Source organism: Streptomyces sp. QH1-20, assembly GCF_041283565.1.
Lineage (GTDB): Bacteria > Actinomycetota > Actinomycetes > Streptomycetales > Streptomycetaceae > Streptomyces > Streptomyces syringius.
Window position 1 is genome coordinate 7835484 of record NZ_CP166299.1, and the last position, 22719, is coordinate 7858202.

General features: G+C 70.9%; 14 protein-coding genes. 4 read left to right on the forward strand and 10 right to left on the reverse strand.

From position 1 onward, the window contains the following. Window positions 1-78 precede the first annotated feature (78 nt). From AB8O64_RS34390 to prcB, 8 genes are all read right to left on the reverse strand, one after another. Window positions 79-972, reverse strand: a complete 894-nt coding sequence (locus tag AB8O64_RS34390; protein WP_370423583.1) for a PhzF family phenazine biosynthesis protein — start codon at window positions 970-972, stop codon at window positions 79-81. After that, window positions 969-1256 (reverse strand): DUF1330 domain-containing protein, encoded by a 288-nt coding sequence (locus AB8O64_RS34395; RefSeq protein WP_184738121.1) that lies wholly within the window; start codon window positions 1254-1256, stop codon window positions 969-971. Before AB8O64_RS34395 ends, AB8O64_RS34390 begins: the two co-directional genes overlap by 4 nt. A 37-nt stretch (window positions 1257-1293) precedes the next feature. Next, window positions 1294-2283 carry an ornithine cyclodeaminase family protein gene (locus AB8O64_RS34400; RefSeq protein ID WP_370423584.1) on the reverse strand — a complete coding sequence of 330 codons (990 nt, stop codon included), beginning with the start codon at window positions 2281-2283 and terminating at the stop codon, window positions 1294-1296. Between the two features lie 27 nt (window positions 2284-2310). Then, entirely contained in the window at window positions 2311-2919 is a 609-nt protein-coding gene (locus AB8O64_RS34405) for a hypothetical protein (protein ID WP_370423585.1), read from the reverse strand. Continuing rightward, on the reverse strand, window positions 2916-3968 hold the full coding sequence (locus tag AB8O64_RS34410; protein WP_370423586.1) for an aminotransferase class IV: 1053 nt from the start codon (window positions 3966-3968) through the stop codon (window positions 2916-2918). Before AB8O64_RS34410 ends, AB8O64_RS34405 begins: the two co-directional genes overlap by 4 nt. Continuing rightward, window positions 3965-5380, reverse strand: a complete 1416-nt coding sequence (locus AB8O64_RS34415; protein WP_370423587.1) for a phenylacetate--CoA ligase family protein — start codon at window positions 5378-5380, stop codon at window positions 3965-3967. The genes AB8O64_RS34410 and AB8O64_RS34415 overlap by 4 nt, the downstream gene beginning before the upstream one ends. Window positions 5381-5433: 53 nt before the next feature. Next, window positions 5434-5730, reverse strand: coding sequence for a Dabb family protein (locus AB8O64_RS34420; protein ID WP_370423588.1), 297 nt, complete (start codon window positions 5728-5730; stop codon window positions 5434-5436). A 686-nt stretch (window positions 5731-6416) separates the two neighbouring features. Continuing rightward, a complete protein-coding gene (gene prcB / locus AB8O64_RS34425; protein WP_370423589.1) occupies window positions 6417-7271 on the reverse strand; it encodes a proteasome subunit beta in 855 nt (284 codons plus the stop codon). Between the two features lie 1163 nt (window positions 7272-8434). Between prcB and AB8O64_RS34430 the strand changes: the two genes are divergently transcribed. Further along, on the forward strand, window positions 8435-9400 hold the full coding sequence (locus tag AB8O64_RS34430; protein ID WP_370423590.1) for a LysR family transcriptional regulator: 966 nt from the start codon (window positions 8435-8437) through the stop codon (window positions 9398-9400). Here the strand turns inward: AB8O64_RS34430 and AB8O64_RS34435 are convergent. Next, a complete protein-coding gene (locus tag AB8O64_RS34435) occupies window positions 9371-10732 on the reverse strand; it encodes a CAP domain-containing protein (RefSeq protein ID WP_370423591.1) in 1362 nt (453 codons plus the stop codon). The genes AB8O64_RS34430 and AB8O64_RS34435 overlap by 30 nt on opposite strands. An 88-nt stretch (window positions 10733-10820) precedes the next feature. Beyond that, window positions 10821-12494 carry a cytosine permease gene (locus tag AB8O64_RS34440; protein ID WP_370423592.1) on the reverse strand — a complete coding sequence of 558 codons (1674 nt, stop codon included), beginning with the start codon at window positions 12492-12494 and terminating at the stop codon, window positions 10821-10823. Window positions 12495-12771: 277 nt separating this feature from the next. Here AB8O64_RS34440 and AB8O64_RS34445 point away from each other — a divergent pair, with 277 nt between their 5' ends. The 3 genes from AB8O64_RS34445 to AB8O64_RS34455 are packed head-to-tail and all read left to right on the forward strand — an operon-like array spanning window position 12772 to window position 22702. After that, window positions 12772-18846, forward strand: coding sequence for a beta-ketoacyl synthase N-terminal-like domain-containing protein (locus tag AB8O64_RS34445; RefSeq protein WP_370423593.1), 6075 nt, complete (start codon window positions 12772-12774; stop codon window positions 18844-18846). Then, window positions 18843-21113, forward strand: a complete 2271-nt coding sequence (locus AB8O64_RS34450) for a 3-hydroxyacyl-ACP dehydratase (RefSeq protein WP_370423594.1) — start codon at window positions 18843-18845, stop codon at window positions 21111-21113. Before AB8O64_RS34445 ends, AB8O64_RS34450 begins: the two co-directional genes overlap by 4 nt. Next, complete coding sequence (locus tag AB8O64_RS34455) at window positions 21110-22702, forward strand: PfaD family polyunsaturated fatty acid/polyketide biosynthesis protein (protein ID WP_370423595.1); 1593 nt, start codon at window positions 21110-21112, stop codon at window positions 22700-22702. The genes AB8O64_RS34450 and AB8O64_RS34455 overlap by 4 nt, the downstream gene beginning before the upstream one ends. Window positions 22703-22719 lie beyond the last annotated feature (17 nt).

Genomic DNA, 22719 nt, shown 5'->3' on the forward strand with positions numbered 1-22719 from the left:
GCGATCTCTTCGAAAGGGACGGCGAGCCGCAGTCCGGGCAGGCGCTCGAGTCCTTTGGTGGTGCCCATGGGTCCGGCATCACACGTGAACGGTGCCGCGGACGCACGTGACGCTCTCGCCCCCGGTCCACACCTCGCCGCCGTGAGCCTCGACGGTGAGCACGCCCTGGCGCCCCAGACAGGCGCCCTGCCCCGCCCTGTAGGAGCGTGGGGCAGCGCCGGTGCCGATGAGCCATTGGGCGATGGCGGCGTGCAGACTTCCGGTCACCGGGTCCTCACGCACACCGGCCGGCTGGGCGAAGGCGCGCACCTCGAACCGCAGGCGTGAACCTTCGGGGTAGGCGCCGACGACGCCGAGCATCAGATCGCGCATGTGCCACTCGTCCGGATCCAGAGCCAGCACCTCCTCGGCCGCGGCCAGTTGGACGGCGGCCCAGCCCGGGCCGTTGTCCACCCACTGGTGGCCGATGATCCGCTCCCGGTCGATGCGCAGCCCCCGTGCGATGCGGTCGAGGTGCGCCGGGTCCAAAGGGCCGCCACGCAGGAGTTCGGGGGCGCGGAAACTCAGGCCGGTGCCGGATCGCCGTACTTCGACCAGCCCGATCCCGCACTCCTGCGTGAGTTTCCCCGGCGACTTCGGGACGCCGCCGGATTCGAGCCATGCGTGGGCGGAGCCGAGTGTGGGATGGCCTGCGAACGGGATCTCCCCGCCCGGTGTGAAGATGCGCAGCCCGTAGTCGGCTTCGTCGGACGTGGGCGAGACGACGAACGTCGTCTCGGACAGGTTGGTCCATGCCGCGAGCCGGGCCATGTCCTGATCGCAGACTCCGTCGCCGTCCAGGACGACCGCGACGGGATTGCCGAGATAGGGCGTCTCGGCGAACACGTCGACCTGTGCGAAGGAACGCGTGCGCCGGCCGGACGGCTCAGCCGTGTCCCTTCGACGGAGGTCGTGCCGCGGCCGCGGGGTCACTCGCCCTCCACCAGGATCAGGTCCATGTGGGTGCCGTCGCGGAGCGGCACGATGGCGCGGTACTCGGGCGAGGCGTACCAGCGGCGGGCGTGGTCCGCCGTCGGAAACGCCATCACCGAAAGGTGTGTGGGCTTCCAGTCGCCCTCCAGCGCCTCGAACTCGCCGCCACGGATCATGAACCCGCCGCCGAACAGCTCCAGTGTGCGGAGCACTTTCGCGCGGTACTCCGCCATGCGCCGTTCGTCGCCGATGACTCCGACATTGCCGATCAGTAGTGCCGTCATGTGAAGGACTCTGCTTCCGGTTGGATCCTGGTGGGTTTCAGCAGGCGAAGTCGGTCACGGTGCCGATACCGAGCCGCTGCGCGGCACGGACGACGGCAAACCCGGACGCGACGTCCTGTGCCGCCATCCCCAGCGATTTGTAGAGCGTGCGTTCGGTGGGACGGGTACGGCCGGGGTGCTTGCCGAGCAGTACCTCGCCGATCTCGGGCAGCTGCCGGTCGGCTGGTACCAGACCTTCCTCGACCGGACCGCTGATCTCGGAGGATTCACGCAGGGCACCCTCCCGGCTGTCCACGAACACCGAACAGGACGCCACCGCGTGCGAGTCGAGTTCGCGCTTGCCGGGCACGGAGGAACCGACGGCGTTGACATGGACCCCGTCGGCCAGGTCCTCCGCCCGCACCACGGGATCGGTCGTGTCCACCGTCGTACACGCCAGATCGGCGCCCCGCAAGGCGTCGGCGGGCGTGTTCACCAGCTCGACGTCTACGTCGACCTGCGTACGCGCCCACTTCAGGAACTCCTCGGCCCGCACGCGGCCGCGGTTCCAGAGCCGTATCCGGTGTATGCGCCTGATCTCGTTCAACGCGAGAAGATGGCTGCGCGCCTGGGTGCCGGCGCCGATCAGGGCCAAGTCGCCGGCGTCGGGCCGAGCCAGGGCATCGGTCGCCACGGCGGAGGCTGCGGCCGTCCGCAGCGCGGTCACCGCCGCCCCCTCCATCATGGCCAGGGGCTGTGCGGTCTCGGGATCGAACACCACCACCACACCCACGTGCGTCGGCAGGCCGCGAGCGCTGTTGCCGGGGGCGTGCAGCACCGCCTTGAGACCGTAGCCCGAGTCGGACTCGCCGGTGACGTGGCACGGCATGGTGGCGAAGAGCGAGGCGTCCCGGCCCGACGCCAGCACGGTGCGCACCGGCTGGACGACGTCGCCCCCGCTGTAGCGGCGCATCACCTCGGCCACCACCCGGTACGCCTCCGCCACCGGGAATGCCTCCCGTACCTGATCTCCGCTCAACAGCAGCATGGGATCTCCTTCACTCTCTCTCCTGTGTTATGCGCCCGAGCCGTCCGGCACCGACCTGGCGAACACCGACCACACCATGCGGATCGGCCTGGTCCGCGAGATGAACTCCAGGTCGTACAGTGCGGCGCACGGCCCGGTGGTGAGCGCGAGGTCGGCCGTGCCGTCCAGGGCGGCACGCGCTGCCGCGCTGGTCGAGGTGGAGTGGAGCACCTTGTGTGTGGTGTGCTTGCGCGACAGCAGTTGCGCGATAATCGGTTCGGGCGCGGGATGCGTCGCGATCGTGGGGGAGTCCGGCACCGGTGTCGCTCCGCGGCGCACGGCGAGGCCGTACAGCGGTGTGTCCATCACGAACACGTTGGTGAGCTCCAAGGCCGGGTCCATGTAGAAGTGGTTGATCGCCTTATAGGCGTTGGCCACCACCACGTGCGCCACGTCCGCGGCGCGTAACGCGGCACCCGCCTCCTCATAGGTGTCGAACAGACGGACAGCGGCCGCCGGGCCGTCGGGCCCCGCGGATCTGCGGGCGAACTGGGTCGCGGCCACCTCGCTGCTCGTGCCGGGCGGCCCGAGCGTGCCCACGGCCGAGGTCCCGTCCGAACCGGGGGGCAGGAGCGTGGTGAAGCTCAGCAGCGTCATCCTTGTTTCCCTGAAGTTGGCGTTGTCCGGGTGCGGGAGCCCCGGGGCACTTCTCCGACGGTCCGGCCGCCGGCCTTCGAGTCCCCGTCGGTGCCCACCGCCGTGAGCCATTCGGGATGAGCTCCGGCGGTGGATCGCGTGGCCGAGTCGTAGAGCGCGGCGACCCGGGCCGTGACCGGGCCGACGGCGCCGCTTCCGATATCCCTCCCGGACAGGGAGGTCACGGAGACCACGCCCTTGCCGGTGGAGGAAAGGAAGATCTCGTCGGCGGTGAACAGCTCCGCGGGACTGAGCACGCGCTCCACGACCTCCGTGCCGGACTCCCGGCACAAGGTGATCAAGGTGTCCCTGGTGATGCCCGGCAGGAGATCGCCCGTATCGGGAGGGGTGACGATGCGGCCGTCGAGAACGGCGAAGACATTCGCGGTGCTCGCTTCGGCGACGTTGCCCGTGTGGTCCAGGAGGATGGCGTCGTCGAATCCGGCGGCACGAGCCTCGTCACAAGCGAGAGCGCTGGTCACATAGCCACCGGCGATCTTGGCTTGGGCGGGCAGGGTGTCGCGCGGCGGACGCCGCCACGAGCTGACCGCGCAGCGTGTTCCCTGCACGGTTCCCCCCGAGGGAAAACCGAACGTGGTGATGGACAGCCCGTCGGACACACCCGCCAGTGACACGCCGGGGGGAGTGTTCGGCAGCAGGGAGAGCTTGTGCGCCAGGGGCCGCACATAGGTGTCCCCCTCGTGGCCGTTGCGCCTCAACAGCTCGACCGTGATGTCGATGAGCTCGTCGACCGCGCTCGGTACGGCGATGATGCGCAGGACCTGGCAGGCGCGCAGCAGCCGTTCGTAGTGATCGCGCGCCCGGAACAGGAAGAGCCCGGAGTCCGAGCGGTAAGCGCGAATGCCCTCGAACGCACCCGTTCCGTAGTGCAGGGCCTGCGTGGAGAGCGGCAGTCTCCGGGCGGTCGCGGAAACGAACTCACCGCGGTCGTAGGCCCACTCGCCGAGTCCGAGCGCCGATGGAGTGGCCTTGGCCTGAGCAGCCATCATGCCCTCGTCGCGGCGATGCACTCGGCCGAGCTGTTCTCGGCGGACGGATCCGTACGCAGATCCACGACCCGCGCGGCCTTCCAGCTCACCATGGCTCCCGTGCTGGTGATGGGGCCGGGGGTGCCGAACCCGACGGTCAAAGGGGTGTCCAGGGCGTCGAGGCAGTCCCCGGCAGCCGGCCCGATGTCGTCGCGGTGAAGGTCCGGATCGGCCTTGAGGGTCAGCGAGAGCAGATCCCTGCCGCGCTCGTCCCGGGCCACGGTGATCTGGTAGTCCTGGTAGCCGCGGAACCGGCGGAGCAGCAGATCCTCGAGGTCGTATCCGTTGACGAGGTGGCCGTTGAGGAGGAGCCGGTCGCGCACCCGCCCGACCGCTTCCACCGCCGGTGCCGGCACGGCGGCACCGGGTGCGGGGTCCGTCATCCTCACCATGTCACCGGTCCGGTACCTGATGAGCGGCTTCGCACCCGAGTAGAGGTTCGTCACGACGAGTTCGCCGTACCGTACGCCGTCGGTGTCGGGTCGCACCGGATCAAGGGTCTCGGGATCGATCACCTCGTAGAGGTTGATCAGCGGGGCGGTGCGGAGTGCCCCGTCGGAGGTGGCCGCCGCGAGCACCGAAGCCTCCTGCGACGCGTAGAGGGCGTTGCGTGCCTCGGCCCCCCAGAGCACGCCGATGTTCTCCAGCAGACTGGGGGACATCAACTCGCCGGTGAGCATCAGGACATCGAGTGAGAAGTCACGCCGGGGATCCAGGCCCTCTTCGACCGCCTTCTGCGCGAGCCGCATGGCCATACCCGGGGTGCAGAACAACCCGGTCACCGGCAGGAGTCGCATGACCTCCAGGGCGCGTTCGAAGCCGATCACCGGTGAGTGCGGCCACATCTTGGCCACCGTGTGCCCCAGATTGCGGCACACGTCCCCGAAGGTGTCCCCGGTGGCGTGCAGCTCAGTGGGGCCGGAGATACCGATGACCTGGTCGCCCCCGTGTGCGGCCAGGACATCGCGGTAATAGGCGGTGAGCACGGTGTTGTTATGGATGGTGTCCCCGTTGGTGCGCGGACACGGTGTTGCCGCCCCTGTCGTACCGGTCGTCTCGTAGAAGACCCAGGCGTCGGAGACGGGGCGCGACAGAATGTCGAGCTGGGCTTTCCTCAGGTCGTCCTTGGTGGTGAACGGAACACTCGGCAGGTCTTCGATCCGCAGCGCGGACACGTCCGCGCCGGTGATTCCCGCCAATCGTTCTCGATAGAACAGGGAGTTGGCGCGCACGTAGGTGAGAACCTCGCGCAGCTTGCGGGTCTGGTGGGACGCCAGCATGTCTGCATCCCACCCCCCTGCGATGAACGTGTCGAACTGGCTGCGCAGCTCGTCCGTGAGCGCCGCGGATTCCGGGTCGTACTGTGTGAACACCCAATCCTCCAATCGGGGATGTGCCGTCTCTCGCGCGAGACGAATCGGATGGGTCAGGCGTCGTTCAGATCGGCGACCACCCAGTCGGAGATCGACCGCCAGCGCTCCACGGCGTCGCGATGGAACTCGTTGGACTGGTACTTCTCCAGTGCCGGCAGATCGGGTAGCACCCCGATGACGGCGAAGTCGTAGGAGATGTCACGGTCGACCACATTCCAACCGACCCGCCAGGTAAGAAGCTCCGGGACGTGACGCCCTACCTCCCTGGCGAACTTCTCGGCCTCGATCACGGACGGCGAGTTGCGCTCGACGCCGTCCTTGAGCTTGAAGAGAGCAATGTGCGTGATCAACGCTGCCTTTCACGCACCCCACATCCACCTTCTGGGAGCGGGCAGTGCCGTTCCATGGGAGAGGTGTTGAGGCGTGTGCGATTTACGTCGGCACCGACGAAGCGAGGGGTCGCGGTCTTCGCGCCGGATTCCCGACGGGATGCGACTCTGCTGCTCATCGGCGAACAAGGGAGTTCCTCTGCTGTACCACCGTTCCCGCGAAGAAAAGCACGGCGGGACCTCTTGGAACGATCATGCCGATGTCCCCGGCGCTGTTCAATCGCACTTTTCCGATGCTGTGGATCGAACAACCGAATGGATCGCGCCGACTGGACGGCAGACTCCGGACGGGCAGCGTGGACGGTGTCCCGTCGAGTGGCCCAGAAGTGGTCCGGCGCCTGCGCAGGGGTACGGGCGCTGCGGCGCGTGACACGTTGTCGTGTTCACTTCTTGAGCAACGTCTTCGCCGTGTCCAGGGCAACGCCGAGACGGCGGGCCGCCGGTTCCCCCAAGGCCGAGCAGAGACAGCTGCTCCTCGGCGGGGCTTCGGCACTCCCTGGGACAGACGGCCGCCAGGCCCGAGCAGGCAACCGTGGCCAAGCGGTCAGGAGAAGAGGGTGTTCCGTCGAGCCACCCATGCCCGACGGGGATGCAGGGACCCGCAACGCAGCATTTTCCGCGGTGCGTTGCGGCGTCCCGCGCTCTGCTTACAACGTGGCGACCGGGCCGTCCGGCTGGTGGTGCCGCTGTTCGACCATCTCTCGGCTCAGCTCCTCCGTCTCCTGCTGGGAGAGCCGCTCGAATCCGTCCTCGGTGATGACGGACACGATGGGGAAGATCCGGCGGCTGATGTCCGGGCCGCCGGTGGCCGAGTCGTCGTCGGCCGCGTCGAACAGGGCCTGGAGTGCGGCCAGGGCCGCCTCGCGCCGGGACATGTCCGCGCGGTACAGCTTCTTCAACGCGCCCCGCGCGTAGGGGGATCCGGAACCCTCGGCGTGGAAATCCGCCTTCTCGTACGGGCCGCCGGTGACGTCGAAGCTGAAGATGCGGCCCCTCCTACCGAGGGGGGCCGTCGGGTCGTACCCGGTGAGCAGCGGCACCACGGCGAGACCCTGCATGGCTTGGCCCAGGTTCTGCCGGATCATCGCGGCCAGCCGGGCCGCCTTCGCGTTGAGGGTCATGGGGATGCCCTCGATCTTCTCGAAGTGGGTCAGCTCGACTTGGTAGAGCTTCACCAGGTCCAGGGCGAGGCCCACCGTGCCGGCGAAGGCGACAGCTGAGTAATCGTCCGCCGGGTGCACCTTCTCCAGGTCGCGCTGGGCAATGAGGTTCCCCATCGTGGCCCGGCGGTCGCCCGCGATCATCACGCCGTCGCGGTAGGTGAGCGCCAGCACCGTGGTGCCGTGCGGAACCTGGTCCGGCGCGGCCTGAACGCCCTCGGGAAGGAGCCCGCCCGTGCTGAGCAGCTCCGGCCGGTGCGCCTGGACGAACTCGGTGAAGGAGGAGCTTCCAGGGGTGAAGAACTCCGCTCCTAAGCGGCCTATGCTGTCACTCCGCGCCATGTTTGTCCTCCTTGGGTCATGTGCGAACGATCAACTACTACCATGAACGACCCTATGGAAAACTCCTGTTGCCAGTGAGGACGAACGGGCCCCGGGCCGGATGGGACAGGCGCCCGGCGCGGCTCCAACCGCACTCCTGACCGGCTGCTGACACGTGGTCGTTCGTGAACAGGACCTCCGGGTCGATGAGCCGGCCGGCATGGCGCACAGAGCGCGACATCGATGTCTTCCACGCCGCTTCCGACTCCGCCCGTGTCGGGGCGGCCCGCGCCACCGGTCCACGCGATCTGCCCCTGTACGAAACGCCGTGCGGAACCGGGACTGGCTGGAAAACATTCCAAATCACCCTAGACCTGTTGCGCTGGACGCCGATGCCTGCCCTGTCCGGAAAGCCCCGCCTGCGGAACCCTCGTGCGCGACTGCGGCTGCTCTCCGTCGCCGCCCAGTTCCTCACCACCGCACGCCGACGGCACCCGAATTTGCCCGCCCCTGGCCGCGGATACCCGCGGTCATCCGCGCGAACGACCGGCTCCAGACTCTCCCGAACTCTGGATGACCAGCGACAACGCTCCTGTTCCCCTTGAATTTGCCATCCCTTTGGGACCCGTGGGGCCCGGCGCCCACGCGACGCGACAGCCGCGGCCTTGCCCTTCCGGCGCCACCGAGCGGCTTGGGCGGCTGAACTGACGGGCCGCCTTGAAACAGCGCGGTCGACCGCCCCGGCCCAGCAGCACGTCACCGCGGGTCGCCCTGGCGTCCGTTGTGCCGGATGCGGGCTCCGCGGTCACATTCCAGCCATTCCGATCTTGGACTCTTTGCCTGCACGCATTGCGCAGGTATTTTCCTTTTCGGGGAATCAGTGAATTGAGTTACATCCGCTCAGCGCACGCGACGCAAGATACCCTCACCGACCTGCATTACCCGCTGCTCCATCAAGGGTTTGGATGTGAATATGTCAACCGACGGCGCCGAGATAGATATTTCGTCAATAATGGGTTCGCGGCGGCGATAACGCGGGTATCCGTCGGCTCCGCTCATCCGGGACGCCACCACCCGGCAGAGCGATGACCGAAAGTGCCACCCTTCCGATCATCGGCCCGCACGTCATGAACCGGAATCGTTCCCCGCTCCCCTGTGCAAGCCCAAAGAAATCGAGACCCCCCATGACATATCGACTGGATTTCAGTCTGACGCAGCTGCTCTATTTCGTCACCATAGCAGAGACAAGAAATATCTCTGAAGCCGCAGCCCGGCTCCACGCTTCACAGTCTGCCGTCTCCTCGGCCATTCAGAGGCTGGAACGACAGTTGGGCAGTCAATTGCTGTCGCGCCAGCACGCCAAAGGAGTCACGCTCACGCCGAGCGGTCGGCTGCTTCTCGACGACGCGCGGAAGGTCCTGTTTCAGGCCCGCACCCTCAAGGACCACAGCAGCAGACTCCAGGGCGAGACCGCAGGCCATATCGACGTCGGCTGTTGTTGCACGATCACCCCTTTCCTCATCCCGGAGGCCCTCGCCGGACTGGCGAAGTCGCATCCGGGTCTGAAGGTGAACCTCCATGACACGCGCAAGCCGACCGAACTGCTGCGCAACGGATCGTGCGATCTGGTGGTGACGTACAGCTTCACCCCCACCGAGGGGAGGACGTTCATCGAACTGGCCACCCCTCCGCTCTATTGCCTCATTCCTCAGGAGCATCCACTGGCACGTGCTGGGCATGCCTCGCTGAGAGAGATAGTCGAGCTGCCGCTCTTGATGCTGAATCTGTCCTCCGACAACGCATACAAATCCTATATGGAATCCATTTTTGCGGTGGGCGGAATCCCCATGCCTGAAGTGATATGGGCGACGGGCACGGAGGTGATGCGTAGTCTGGTCGGCATAGGGGCGGGATTCATGCTCACGCACCACCGCCCCCTGTCGTCGGATACGTCCGACGACAGGAAGAATGCACTGGTGGTGATCACGGACGATCGCCCTCCACTGTCCATCGGGGTGCAAATACCGAACACCCAGGTATCGAGTCAGAAAACACGCCACGTCATACACGCCCTCCGCAAGGCGGCGAGCGAGATTTACGCACCGGCGCCCCGCGCCCTGCTACGACCGCCGGTCGACGTCCGTGGGTGAGCCGCGCTCGACGCGGGGAACTGCCAAGGAGTCCTGAACGGATGCGCCGAAGAGCTGGGTCCAGTAGGTGCCGGCCCGGCTGCCGGTGGCGTAGCCGATGCCGATGTGTGTGAAGTGCGGCGTGAGGATGTTGGCGCGGTGGCCCGGGCTGTCCATCCAGCCGCGCAGGACGTCGACGGGGGAGCGCTGGCCGCAGGCGATGTTCTCGCCGATGCCCCGGTGCGGGCACCCCGCGGCGGCGGCCCGGTCCCAGGGCTCGCGCCCTTCGGGGGTGGTGTGGGAATAGAAGTCACGGCCGACCATGTCGGCGCTGTGGCCCTGCGCGGCCGCGGTCAGCCGTGGATCGACGGCAAGCGGCCGCAGCCCGGCGGCGGTTCGTTCGGCGTTGGTGAGCGTGACCACCTCCGACGCGAGCCGGGCCAGGCCGTCCTCGGTGAAGGGCCTGGCCCACACGGCGGTCCAGTAGACGCCCTCGGGGCGGCCACCGACGGCGTGACCGATCCCGACGTGGGTGACGTCCGGGTCGCGCAGCGCCAGTCGGCGCTCCGCACCGGCCAGACAGTAGGCGATGAACTCCTCCGGGGTGCGAGGCCCGGAGACGAGGTGCTCGGCAAGGGTCAGACACCGGTATCCGCCGGCGGTGATCCGGTGGAAGAGTGAGGTCCCGTCGGGGCTCTCGATCCCGAGGCGGCCGTGCGCGGCCATGCCCGCGGCATGTGTCCGCGCGGCGGTGACCAGGCGGGGTTCGAGGTCCACGGGCGCAGCGCCGCCCGCCGCCCGCTCGGCGTTGACCAGCCGGAGGAAGTCGGCCTCGTCGGAGGTGGGCCGAAGCGTGGTCGGCTGCGGCTCGGTGTCGTCCAGGACGTCGACGCCGAAATCGCGGGCGACCCCGGCGAGACCGTCCGTGTACCCCTGGCCCAGGGCCCGTAGCTTCCAGCCCGCCCCACGCCGGTAGAGCTCGGCCAGCAGCAGCACGGTCTCCTGCGCGGGCCGGGGCGGGGTGAAGCGGAGCAGCGCGGTCCCGGCGCTGCCCGTGACGGTCATGACGGGGCCCGCCGCCCGGCCGAGCGGTGTGCCGGGCACGGCGGAGCTGACGACCACGGTGACCCGGGCCGCACCGGACCGCAACCGCCGGGGGTCGACGGCGACGGTGTCCCCGCGCAGCCGGGCGCCCGGCGCGGACGGCTGGTTGAAGAACACGAAGTCGGCGTCGCCCGCGACCTTGCCCGACTCGTCGGTGACGATCACCGACAGGTCGAACGGCCCCGGCACGTGGATCGACAGGGCGCCGTCCGGCAGTGCCCGGTTCTCCCCGGTGGTCAACTCGTTCATCGTGCCCCTCCCGCTGCCATCGGCCGACGCCGGGTCAACGCTTTGCGGAGGGCCGGAGGTTCCGTGGACAGGACGGCAACGTCGCTGATCAGATGGCGGCCGACGACGCGGGCAGCACGTGGTCGCCGGTTCTGTCGGTGCTCAGGCACAGCGAGCAGACCACCGCGTCGTGGGTGCGGCAGGCGGCCACGTCCGGACGCTCGAACTCCTGTCGGCACACGTGGCACCGGTAGAGCGTGGCGCTCGGGTTGCCGTCCGCGTCCAGCAGGGGTTCGTCGATCCCGTCCGTGGTGCGGCGCAGGTAGTAACGCCCCTTGGTCAGTACGGCCATCAGCGGGGTGAGGACGAAGGCGATCAGTGCCGCCGCGACCGGGGAGTACGGCTGGAGCGTGTCGCCCAGGGCGTGGAAGTACATGGCGATCGACAGGCCGGAGGCGGCGACGAAGGCGACCGTGCCCACGGGGTTGACGGCGTAGAGCATGCCGCGCCGGAACTCGGGTGCGTGCGGGGAGAGCTTCAGGAGGTATTTGTTCACGATGATGTCGGTTGCGACGGTGACGACCCAGGCGATGGCACAGTTGGAATAGAAGCTCAGGACGCGGCTCAGGAAGCTGAACATGTCGGCCTCCATCAACGCCAGCGCGAAGGCCAGGTTGAGCAGGACGAACACCATGCGTCCCGGGTAGCGCCCGGTCAGTCGGGTGAAGGCGTTGGTCCACGCCAGCGACCCGGAGTAGGCGTTCGTCACGTTGATCTTGATCTGGCTGATCACGACCAGCGCCACGGCCAGCGGAACGACCAGCCACGAGGGCATCATCGCGTCGAACGCCGTCGTGAACTGCCGGATGGGCTCCGTCGCGGCCGCCGGCCCCACGGAGGTGATGACGTACACGGCGAGGAAGACCCCGATGGCCTGCTTCAGCGCTCCCAGCACGACCCAGCCGGGGCCGGCCACCACGACCGCCGTCCACCAGGCGCGTCGGTTCGCGGCGGTCCGGGGAGGCATGAAACGCAGATAGTCGATCTGTTCGCCGATCTGCGCGATCAGCGACAGACAGACGCCGGAACCCAGCAGCACCGAGGCGGTGTTCACTCCTCCCCGGCCGTCGGTGCCCGCGTAGGACAGCCAGCGGTCCACCGTGCCCGGGTCGGTGGCCACCAGGTAGACCAGTGGTCCCACCATCAGCAGCAACCAGAGGGGCGTCGTCCACACCTGGAGCTTGCTGAGCGCCTTCATCCCGTAGGCGACCAGGGGTATCACCATGAACGTCGAGACCAGATAGCCCAGCCACAGCGGCACCCCCAGGCCGAGCTTCAGTCCTTGCGCCATGATCGCCCCTTCGAGGGCGAAAAAGACGAAGGTGAAGCTGGCGAAGATGACGCTGGTCAGGACCGAGCCGTAGTAGCCGAAGCCGGAGCCGCGGGTGATCAGGTCCAGATCGATGTTGTAGCGCGCCCCGTAGTAGGCGAGCGGAAAGCCGGTGACGAAGATGACCACGGCGGCGACGAGGATCGCGGCCAGCGCGTTCCCGGTGCCGTGGGCGAGGCCGATGCCGGCGCCGATCGAGAAGTCGGCCATGTACGCGATCCCGCCCATCGCGGTGGTCGCCACGACCATCGGCGTCCAGCGGCGGTAGCTGCGCGGCGCGAACCGGAGGGTGTAGTCCTCCAGCGTCTCCCGGGCCGCGTGCTCGACGTCACCCCCCGGGCGCGGAGACTCGTCACGGCCGGCGGGATCCTTGAGGCGTGGCTCGGTACTCATGCTGTCTCCTGGGCACGTGGTGGCGGCGACGGCTTCGCAGCCGGCCACGGGGAACGCTAGGCAGGGCGTATTTCCTGCCGCCACCTCGAACGTGAAGGCGAGGTTTCCGGGGCCTCTGTTCGCGCGTCACCCGAACGTGGGCCGACGGTCGGTGTCCCGATGCGCGGATTGTCGTTTGGACTGACAGGCGGTGCCGCCCCACGCCTCTGGAGTGAGCAGTGGCCAACGGAGACGGCTGTTCCATGCCGTGCGCGGCGGAAGAAGAACGAGGTGACCGGTGCCCACTGAAGACGTCGACCGTCGGCTCGCCCACGACCCCATCGCGATCGTGGGACTCGCCGGAATGTTCCCCGGGGCGCGGGATCTCGGCGAGTTCTGGGACAACATCGTGGCGGGCAGGGACTGCACCACCGACGTCCCGCCCGCCTGGTGGAACACCGAGGACCACTACGACCCGGATCTGTTCGCCCCCGACAAGACCTACGCCCACCGTGGCGGGTTCCTGTCCCCGACCGTGTTCGACCCCCGCGCGTTCGGGATGCCACCGAACACCGTCGATTCCACGGGGCTGGTGCAGCTGCTGAGCCTCATGGTGGCCAAGGAAGTGCTCCGGGACGCGGGGTGCGAGCGGGCCGAATGGTACGACCCGGCGCGCACCGGGGTGGTGCTCGGGGTGTGCGGCACCAACTCCACCCTCATCCCGCTCGCCGCCCGTCTGCTGGCCCCCGCCATCACCCGGGCCGCGGTCCGGGGCGGCATTCCGGAAGCGGAGGCGCGTCAGCTCGCCCGCACGTACCTGGACACCCTGCCGCCGTGGACGGAGGACTCCTTCCCCGGAATCCTCGGCAACGTCGTCTCCGGCCGGGTCGCCAACCGCCTCGACCTCGGCGCCGCCAACCACACCGTGGACGCGGCGTGCGCCAGCTCCCTGACCGCCGTGCGGGCCGCCGTCGACGAACTCGTCAGCCGCCGGGCGGACTTGATGATCACCGGAGGGTGCGACGCGGACAACTCCGTGGTGTCCTTCCTGTGCTTCAGCAAGACCCCCGCCCTGTCGCTCACCGGCCGGGTGCGCCCCTTCGACGCCGAGGCCGACGGCACACTGATCGGTGAAGGCATCGGCATGCTGGCGCTCAAACGCCTCGCCGACGCCGAACGGGACGGCGACCGGGTCTACGCCGTCCTCCGCGGCCTCGGCAGCTCGAGCGACGGCCGCGCCAAGAGCATCTACGCCCCCTGCGGCCAGGGACAGTTGACCGCCCTGCGGCGCGCCTACCACGACGCCGACTGCGACCCCCGCTCCGTCGAGCTGATCGAGGCCCACGGCACCGGAACCCCGGCCGGTGACGAGGTGGAGCTGACGGCGCTCGGTGAACTGCTGGCCACCCCCGACGACAGCCGCTACGTCGCCGTGGGCAGCGTCAAATCCCAGATCGGGCACACCAAGGCGGCGGCCGGCGCCGCCGGGCTGATCAAGGCCGTGCTGGCCCTGCACCACAAGCTGCTGCCGCCCACCATCAACATCACCAGCCCCAGCGCCCCGGCGGCCCGCGAGGACGGCGCCCTCTACCTCAACACCACCGCCCGGCCCTGGGTCCGGGACCCGGCCCGGCCGGTGCGCCGGGCGGGTGTCTCCGCCTTCGGCTTCGGCGGGGTGAACTACCACGCTGTGCTGGAGGAACACCGCCCCCGGCAGGCCGGACCGGAACGACGGGTCCTGCACCGCACCCCCGGCGCCCGCCTGTGGCACGCACCGACCCCACGGGAACTGCTCGTCCTGCTGGAGAACGGCGGGGCACCCGACGACGGGCCGGTACCCGCCGCCCACGCCCGCGTCGGGTACGTCGCGAAGGACGACGAGCACCACGCCAAGCTGCTGACCGCCACCATCGACCAACTGCGCAACAACCTCGGCCACGACGAATGGCACCACGCCCGGGGCATCCACTACCGCCGCACCGCCCTGCCACCCGGCACCAAGATCGGCGCGCTGTTCGCCGGGCAGGGAAGCCAGTACGTGGACATGGGACTGCGGGCCCTGCTCGACGTACCACCCGTGCGCGCTGCCTTCGACGCGGCGGGCGCCCTCTTCCCGCCCGGCGACCCCCTGGCACGCACCGTCTTCCCACCGCCCGGAGCCCGGGACAAGCAGCACGCGGACGAGCGCCTGCGCCGCACCGCGTACGCCCAGCCGGCCATCGCCGCACTGGCCATGGGGCAGTACCGGTTCCTGACCGAGCTGGGGTTCGCCCCGCACGCGGTGCTGGGCCACAGCTTCGGCGAGCTGACCGCGCTCTGGGCCGCCGGAACCCTGGACGACGACGCCTTCCTGGCGCTCGCGCGGGCCCGGGGCCTGGCCATGCAGTCCCCGCCGCCCGGCAGCACCGACCCCGGCGCCATGGCCGCGCTGCGCGTCCCCGACAGCAGGATGGCGCAGCTGCTCGCCGACCACCCCGAGCTGGTGGTGTGCGGCCGCAACGCACCGGACGAGCATGTGGTGGGCGGCCCGAGCGCGGCCGTCGAGGACTTCCTGCGGTGGTGCGCCGGGCGGTCGGTGCCCGTACAGCGGCTGCCGGTCGCCGCGGCCTTCCACACCAGGTTCGTCGAGCACGCCCTCGACGCCTTCGGCGCGGCCTGCGCCGGCGTGGACTTCGCCGCACCGGCCCTGCCCGTCTACGCCGACACCGCGGGAGCGACGTACGGAGCCGACCCGGAAACCAACCGCCGCACCCTCGTGGAACAACTGCGCCACCCGGTGGAGTTCGCGGCGCGCCTGGAGGAGATGCACACCGACGGCGTCCGTGTCTTCGTCGAGTTCGGCCCCGGACGCACCCTCACGGGGCTGGTGGAGCGGACCCTGGGCGGGCGCGGCGCGCGCGCCGTCGCCTGTGACCTCGGCGGCGCTGGCGACAGCGCGGTGGCCCTGAAGGACGCCGCGCTGAGACTCGCCGTGCTGGGGCTGCCGCTGGCGGACATCAACCGTTACGACGCCCCGGCACGCCCGCAACGTCCACCGGCCTCGAACGTCGCCCGCCTGCTGGAGGGCCCGAACTTCGCCTGCGAGGCCGCCCGACGGGCACACGTCGACGAACCCCCGCCCGCACCCCCTCGGCTCCCCGAGCACCAGAGTGCCCCGCGGCCATCCGTACCGGCCGGGACCGACCCGTTGTCCCGGGCCGCCGCCGACCACCTCGCCGCCCACGTCCGTTATCTGAACGGGCAATTGGACACCACGGAACAGCTCACCGGTCTGCTGGCGGCCGGCACGGTCGACGGGCGGGTGGACGAGTCGCTCGCCGCCGCCGTCCACGCCATCACGGAACACAGCATCGCGCTGGGAGAAGCGCACACCCGAGCGGGCGAGGTCGTCACCCGGCTGCTGAGCATGCCCCCCGACGGCCAGGAGGCCTGGCCCGCCACGGACTCCCGGGCCCCGCTCGTTCCCCGCCCCGCGGGCGAACCACCGCTGCGCCCCCGCGCCACCGTCGACACCCCACGGCCACCGGCGCCCCGCACCTCCGCACTGGCGGAACTCATGGCCGACCAGGACGGGCCGGCGCGAGCGGCAGGGCCCCCGGCGGACCTCTCGGACGCGGACCTGGAAGAGATGGAACTGGTCTTCCGCCAGGTGGTCGCGGAGAAGACCGGCTACGACGTCGACATGATCGAGCCGGACCTCTACATCCAGGAGGACCTCGGTATCGACTCGCTCAAACAGGTGGAGATCGCCGCGGAGATCTGGCGCCGCTATCCCGTGATCACCCGGGACGAACTCTTCCGGTTCACCGAGGCCCGCACGGTCGGCGAACTCACCGACATGCTCCGGAGGATGCTCAGCGGCTCGCGCCCCGAACTCCGACGGTCCGACGTCATGCCACTCGACCGGGCCTTCGTGACGCTTCGCGAACTGCCCGCCGTCGACGTTCTCACCGATGCCTACGCCGACCGGCCGTGCGCCCTGCTGCTGGACGACGGCGGCGAGCTCTGCGCGGCGATGGCCTCAGCCCTGCGCACCCGCGGCTGGCGCACATGCCATCTGACGCTCCCCGGCACCGACCGGGCCGGCGACGACAGCTGGGCCCTCGCGGACTGGACCGAGACGGCACTGGCCGCCCGCCTCGCCGACGTCCTGACGGCCACCGCGCGGATCGACCTGTGCGCCCTGCCCGTCGACCGCCACCCCGGCATGACGGCGGATCAGCTCGTCACCCGGCTGCAACATGCCGTTCTGGTGGCCAAACACACCTTCCCCGTCCTGGAGGAGACCGCCCGCGACGGCTCGCGCGCCGCGTTCGTCACCGCCACCCGGCTCGACGGAGCCCTCGGCCACGCCGGATCCGGCCAGGACCCGGTGGCGGCCCTCGCCGGTGGACTCGGCGGCCTCGTCAAGACGCTCGCCCTGGAATCGGCGCCCCTGTTCTGCCGTGCCCTCGACTTCGCCCCGGACCTGCCGGCCGACACCGTCGGCGAAGCCTTCGCGGCGGAGATCGCGGACTGCGCCACCGACGTCCGCGAGGTGGGAGTGGGCGAGGGCGGAGGGGAGGCCACCCGCCGTCGCGCCCCTGTCCTGTCGACCACTCCCGAGCCGCTGCTGCCGCACCCGCCGGAGACGGCGGCCCCGGGCCCCGGCGACGTACTGCTGGTCACCGGCGGCGCCTCCGGCATCACCGCGTGGTGCGTCGAAGCCCTCGCCGCCGAACATCGCGGCTCCTACCTGCTGCTCGGCCGGACCCCGCTCACCGGGGAACCCGCATGGGCGGCGGAGCTGGACGGGCCCGAGGCGCTCCGCGACGCGCTCGCCGAGCGGCTGCGCGCCGCAGGCGACGACGCCGACGACCCGCGGCACCGAGCCCGCACCGACCGGCAGGTCCAGGACATCCTGGCCGGACGCAGGATCCGGTCCGTCCTCGACGCCCTGCGGGCGCGAGGCGCCGAAGCCGACTATCTGGCGGCGGACCTCCGCGACGCCGACGCCGTGACACAGGCGCTGGCTCCGCACGCCTCGCGCATCACCGGCGTGATCCACGCCGCGGGAGCCCTCGGCGACTCGCCCCTGGCCGAGAAGACCCATGACTCCGTGGCCCGGGTGATCGGCACCAAACTGTCCGGCCTGCACCACGTGCTCGACGCCCTCGATGCCCTAAACCTCCGTCACCTCGTGGTCTTCTCCTCCGTATCGGGCATCTGGGGCAACGTCCGGCAGTCGGACTACGCGCTCGCCAACGAAGCCGTCAACCGCTACGCCTGCGCGTTCAAGGCGGCCCACCCCATCTGCAGGGTCACGGCCATCGCCTGGGGCCCGTGGGAAGGCGGCATGGCCGCCCCCGTGCAGGAGATCTTCCGCCAGCAGGGCATCCCCGTACTGTCCCGCGACACCGGATGCGACTACTTCCTCGGCCAGATGCGCCCCGACAGCGACGCGGACGAAGTCGTCGTCATCGGACCGGTCACCCCGCTGTTCCGCCGGTCCGACAGCCTGCCCGACCAGGGGCTCACGGCACTGCGCTCGCTGACCGGACTGGAGCGCGAACCCATGCTGCGCGACCACCGCTGGGCGGGCGCGCCGCTGATGCCCATGACCGCCGCCGTCGGGTGGGGGCTGCACACGGTGGAGAGCGCCCGGGCCGGGGCCCGGCCGGTGGTGGAATGCACGGGATTCCGCATCCGCCGGGGCCTGTACTTCGACGGATCGCAGCCCGAGCGGGCCGTCATCCGTGTGATGCCGGACCCCGAGGCGGCGGAGACCGACGCCCGGGTGACCGTGGACACCCTCGACGACGACCAGGAAACGCGAACGCGGTACGAAGGCGGATTCCGGTGCGCCGATCGCGCCCCCGACGCCCCGCGCCTCGAACTGCCGCCCTATCTGATCTCGGACGAGCCGCACCCCGCCTACGCCGAAGGATTCCTCTTCCACGGCCCCACGCTGCGCGGACTGCGCGACGTCCTGGCCGAGGACGACGACAGGCTCGTCCTGGCCGCGCGGCTGCCGGACCACCTCCTCGCCCACGGCGCGTACGCCGGCCGGCTCTACAGCCCCGGCCCGGCCGATCTGCTGCTCCAGACCGCGGCCCTGCTCGGGCGCCGGCACCACGGGGACAGTTGCGCACCGGTCAGCGTCGAACGGGTGGAGCTGTTCACACCGCTCCCGGACGACGCGCCGTTCGCCGTCGTCGCGGAACTGGAGTCGGCGACCGCGCTGGATGTGCGCTGCACGGTCACCGCCTGCTCCCCGGACGGGCTCGTTCACCAGCGGTGGTCCGGGCTGACTCTGGTCGGGCTCAGCAAGGAACAGATGGTGGACCGGATGACCGCACGCGGCCGCCGGACGTCCGCGGGGGAGGGGGCATGACGGGATCGGGAACGACGGACGCGCTCGGCTTCGACGGCATCCCGCTCGCCGAGCTGTGCGGCGCGTCCGACGCGGTTTCGCCGGGCGGCATCGGCGGCACGGCCGTGCCGCCGGAGCGGTCCACGCCGATGGAGCCGGCCCGCCGTATGGCGCGGCAGGTGCAGCGCGCGCACGCCTCCGTGCTCGAAGCGCACCGGGCGATCAGCGCCCGGCAGGCCCTCCTCGCCGGGGCCGGTGTGTTCCCGGGGCCGCGGGACGACCCCGGCGCTTGGGCGCGGCTGGGCGGCCCGTTCGCGGTGCTACGGGCGGCGGCGGCCCGGCTGCCGGACGCCACCGCGCCCGGCGTGTACGAGGTGAGCTGGCGGGGGCAGGTGCCGGCGGAACCCACCGAGCTCCATGCCCGTCTCGCCGGATCCGGCGCCGGGGGTCCCCGTTGCCTTGTCCTCGACGGTGACCGGCGGATCGTCGCCTCGATCGTGCGGAGCGCGCCGGACCAGCCGGAGCCAGAACCGACGCGACGTCATGTTCCTGAGGTTCCGGCGGAGTTCCGGCCCCTCGCGCGCACCGCAGTCCGTCGGCTGTCCGCCCGCGGGCTCGACGCGCTCGCCGCCGGGGACATCACCGGTGTCTTCGGTGATGCCTTCGACCAAGGCGGCCTGGAGCCGGAGTCCTTGCCCGAGCGATGGCCCGCCCGCCTGCTGGAGGACATCGCCGTCGAGCCGGGCGGCGGCCCGTACGGTCAGGGACTGCTCGTCGCGTGCGCCGAGGCCGCCCGTGACACCTCGCCGGTGTGGCCCCGGCTGGCAGCGGCGGCCACCGAAGCCCTGCGGGTGCACGCCTTCCACCAGGGCCTGCATCTGTGCCTGCCCGGGGCGCGGGTGGTCCCCTCGGTCGACCGCCCCATGACGATCGAGGTGCTCGACCCCGCCGCGGCGCACGCGAACGCCCTGCGGTTCACGGTCGAGGTGACCGGACTCGGTCTGGCACCCCGTCCGTACGTCGTCGCCGACTGCGAGGTCACTGCGGCCGGGCGGACGGTGGCCCGGCTGCGGGACATCGGTGTGACCGTCCGGGAGCGGCCCGGCGCCGACGTCACGCCCCACCCGGGGCGGACCGGCTGCCGCAGGTCGGCGTCGGGCGGCCGGGCGGTGCTCGACGAACTGCACCTCGCGTGGATGGCCGAAGGTGATCAGGCGGAGGTGTTCGCCGCCTACGGCGCCCGGCCGACCGCGACCCCGGCCCGTCCCCGGCTGCCCCGCGGTGACTTAAGGATGCTGGACCGCTGCACGCGTACCGAGGCCGGACCGGCACCGGACCGGGCCGGCAGCAGGCTGACCGCCGAGTACGACGTCCCGGCCGACCCCTGGTACTGCCGGGAGAGCGGTGCCGCCGGGGTGCCGCCGTTCGCGCTGATGGAAATGGCGCTCCAGCCCCTGGGCCTGCTCGGCGGGCTGTCCGGCACGGCGTGGGAGTACCCCGAGCAGGACTTCGTGTGCCGCAATCTCGACGGCCGCGCCACGCTGCTCCGCGAGGTGGACCCCCGCGCGATGACGGTGGGTCAGGACTGCGTCCTGCGCTCGTCCGCGCCGCTCCCGGGGGCGGTGATCGAGCGCTGTGACTTCGAGCTGAGCCTCGGCGGTGCGGCGTTCTGCGCCGGCGAGGCGACGCACGGCTACTTCACGGCCGAGGTGCTCCAGGCCCAACAGGGCCTGGACGGCGGCAGGTATGTCGCGCCGTGGCTGGAGCGCCGGCCCGGGCGCCCGGCCGGGGCACTCCGGCCGGACCCGCGGCACGGCACGCGCGTGGGCACCGGCCGGCTGGCCCTGCTCGACGACGTGGTGGTGGTGCCGGGAGGCGGTGACCACGGTGCCGGCTACGTGTGGTGCGACAAACCGGTGCGCGACGACGACTGGTTCTTCGACCGGCACTTCGCCCACGACCCGGTGCTGCCCGGATCGGTCGGGGTGCAGATGCTCTTCCAGGCCGTACAGGCCTGCGCCGTGCACACCGGACTCGTCGACCATCTGCCGAGCCCGCGGTTCGCCCTCGCGGTCGGCGAGGAACTGCGATGGTCCTACCGGGGCCAGATCCTGCGCCACCACCGGCGGATGCGCGGCGAGGTGCACCTCCGCGAGGTGCGGCGGGAGCACGACAGGCTGCTGGTGCTCGCCGACGGCAGCGTATGGCGCGACGACCTGCGGATCCACCAAGTGGACAACATCGCCCTGGCCGTCCGGTCCGGGGCGGGGCGGGAGGCCGCGCGATGACCGTGCACCACGACGCGGACGGTGTGTACGCGGTCCTCTCCGCACTGGACCTGCCGTGCTACGTCGTCGCCGTCGGCGGGCGCGTGGGCGCCACCCACGACCGTCCCGCGCCGGGCTCCGCCACCACCCTGCTCGCCGCGGCCGGCCCGCTGCCGCCCCACCGCCTCGGCTCGGCCGCCTTCGCGCGCCACCACGGGGTGCGCTCCGCCTACATGGCGGGCGCCATGGCCGGCGGCATCTCCGGCGAGGACCTCGTCGTCGCGCTGTCCCGCGCCGGTCACCTCGCCTCCTTCGGCGCCGCCGGTCTGCCCGAGGCCCGGCTGCGTGCCGCGCTCGGACAGCTGCGGGAGCGGCTCGGTGCCGCGCCGTACGCCTGCAACCTGATCCACAGCCCCATGGCGCCGGAGGCCGAACGGACCTGCGTGGACCTCTGTCTGCGCCACCGTGTGCGCTGCGTGGAGGCGTCCGCCTTCGTCCAGCTCACCCCGGCCCTGGTGCGCTTCCGCCTCACGGGGCTGGGCGCCGGCCCCGGCGGCGGTCTCCGCGCCGGGCACCGGGTCATCGCCAAGGTCTCCCGCCCCGAGACCGCGGAGCTGTTCCTGCGGCCGGCACCCGACGCGCTCGTCGCCGAGCTGCTGGCCCGCGAGGAGATCACGGCCGAACAGGCGACGCTCGCGCGTACGGTGCCGATGGCCGACGACATCACCGTGGAAGCCGACTCCGGGGGCCACACCGACCGCCGGCCGCTGACCGTCCTCCTCCCGGCCGTCGCGCGGCTGCGCGACCGGATCGGCCGACCGTACCCCGGTGGCGAACCGGTGCGCCTCGGCGCGGCCGGCGGCATCGGCACGCCCCGCGCCGTCGCCGCCGCACTCGCCCTCGGCGCGGACTACGTCGTCACCGGCTCGGTCAACCAGGCCAGTGTCGAAGCCGGGACCTCACCGGCCGTCAAACGGCTGCTGGCCCAAGCGGGCCTGGCCGACTGCGTCATGGCACCGGCCGCGGACATGTTCGAGCAGGGCGTCACCGTGCAGGTCCTCGGCCAAGGCACCCGCTTCCCGAGCCGCGCCGGGCGGCTGTACCGGCTGTACCACGACCACCCCGGCCTGGATGCCCTGCCCGCCGTCGAAGGGCGGAGGCTGGAGCGGACCTTCGGGATGCCCGTGGACCGGGTGTGGCAGGAGACCGCCGACTACCTGAAGGCCCATCACCCCGATCGGCTCGCCCGGGCGCGGCAGGACCCCAAGCACCGGATGGCCCTGGTCTTCCGCTGGTACCTGGCCATGGCCTCACGATGGGCGACGGCGGGGGTGGACGACCGCGCCGAGGACTGGCAGATCTGGTGCGGCCCGGCGATGGGCGCGTTCAACGACTGGACCGCGGACAGCGCACTGGCCGCCCCCGAGCACCGTCACGTCACCACCATCGCCGACCATCTCCTGCGCGGCGCCGCCTACCACCGCCGACTGGACCAACTGCGCGCCGCCGGGGTGCGGATCCCCGGCAGTTGCGCGGAATACCGACTGCCCGCGGTGCCGGTACCGCGACGGGCCGCGGCGCCTGACACCGCGCCGCCCGCCCGTCGCTGACACCCGCGCCCGCCCGT

Bases quoted from the DNA above. Each gene is read 5' to 3' on its own strand.
- AB8O64_RS34395 (WP_184738121.1), bottom strand. From the start codon at position 1,256: ATGACGGCACTACTGATCGGCAATGTCGGAGTCATCGGCGACGAACGG.
- AB8O64_RS34450 (WP_370423594.1), top strand. From the start codon at position 18,843: ATGACGGGATCGGGAACGACGGACGCGCTCGGCTTCGACGGCATCCCG.
- AB8O64_RS34455 (WP_370423595.1), top strand. From the start codon at position 21,110: ATGACCGTGCACCACGACGCGGACGGTGTGTACGCGGTCCTCTCCGCA.
- AB8O64_RS34405 (WP_370423585.1), bottom strand. From the start codon at position 2,919: ATGACGCTGCTGAGCTTCACCACGCTCCTGCCCCCCGGTTCGGACGGG.
- prcB (WP_370423589.1), bottom strand. From the start codon at position 7,271: ATGGCGCGGAGTGACAGCATAGGCCGCTTAGGAGCGGAGTTCTTCACC.
- AB8O64_RS34440 (WP_370423592.1), bottom strand. From the start codon at position 12,494: ATGAGTACCGAGCCACGCCTCAAGGATCCCGCCGGCCGTGACGAGTCT.
- AB8O64_RS34430 (WP_370423590.1), top strand. From the start codon at position 8,435: ATGACATATCGACTGGATTTCAGTCTGACGCAGCTGCTCTATTTCGTC.
- AB8O64_RS34410 (WP_370423586.1), bottom strand. From the start codon at position 3,968: ATGATGGCTGCTCAGGCCAAGGCCACTCCATCGGCGCTCGGACTCGGC.
- AB8O64_RS34435 (WP_370423591.1), bottom strand. From the start codon at position 10,732: ATGAACGAGTTGACCACCGGGGAGAACCGGGCACTGCCGGACGGCGCC.
- AB8O64_RS34400 (WP_370423584.1), bottom strand. From the start codon at position 2,283: ATGCTGCTGTTGAGCGGAGATCAGGTACGGGAGGCATTCCCGGTGGCG.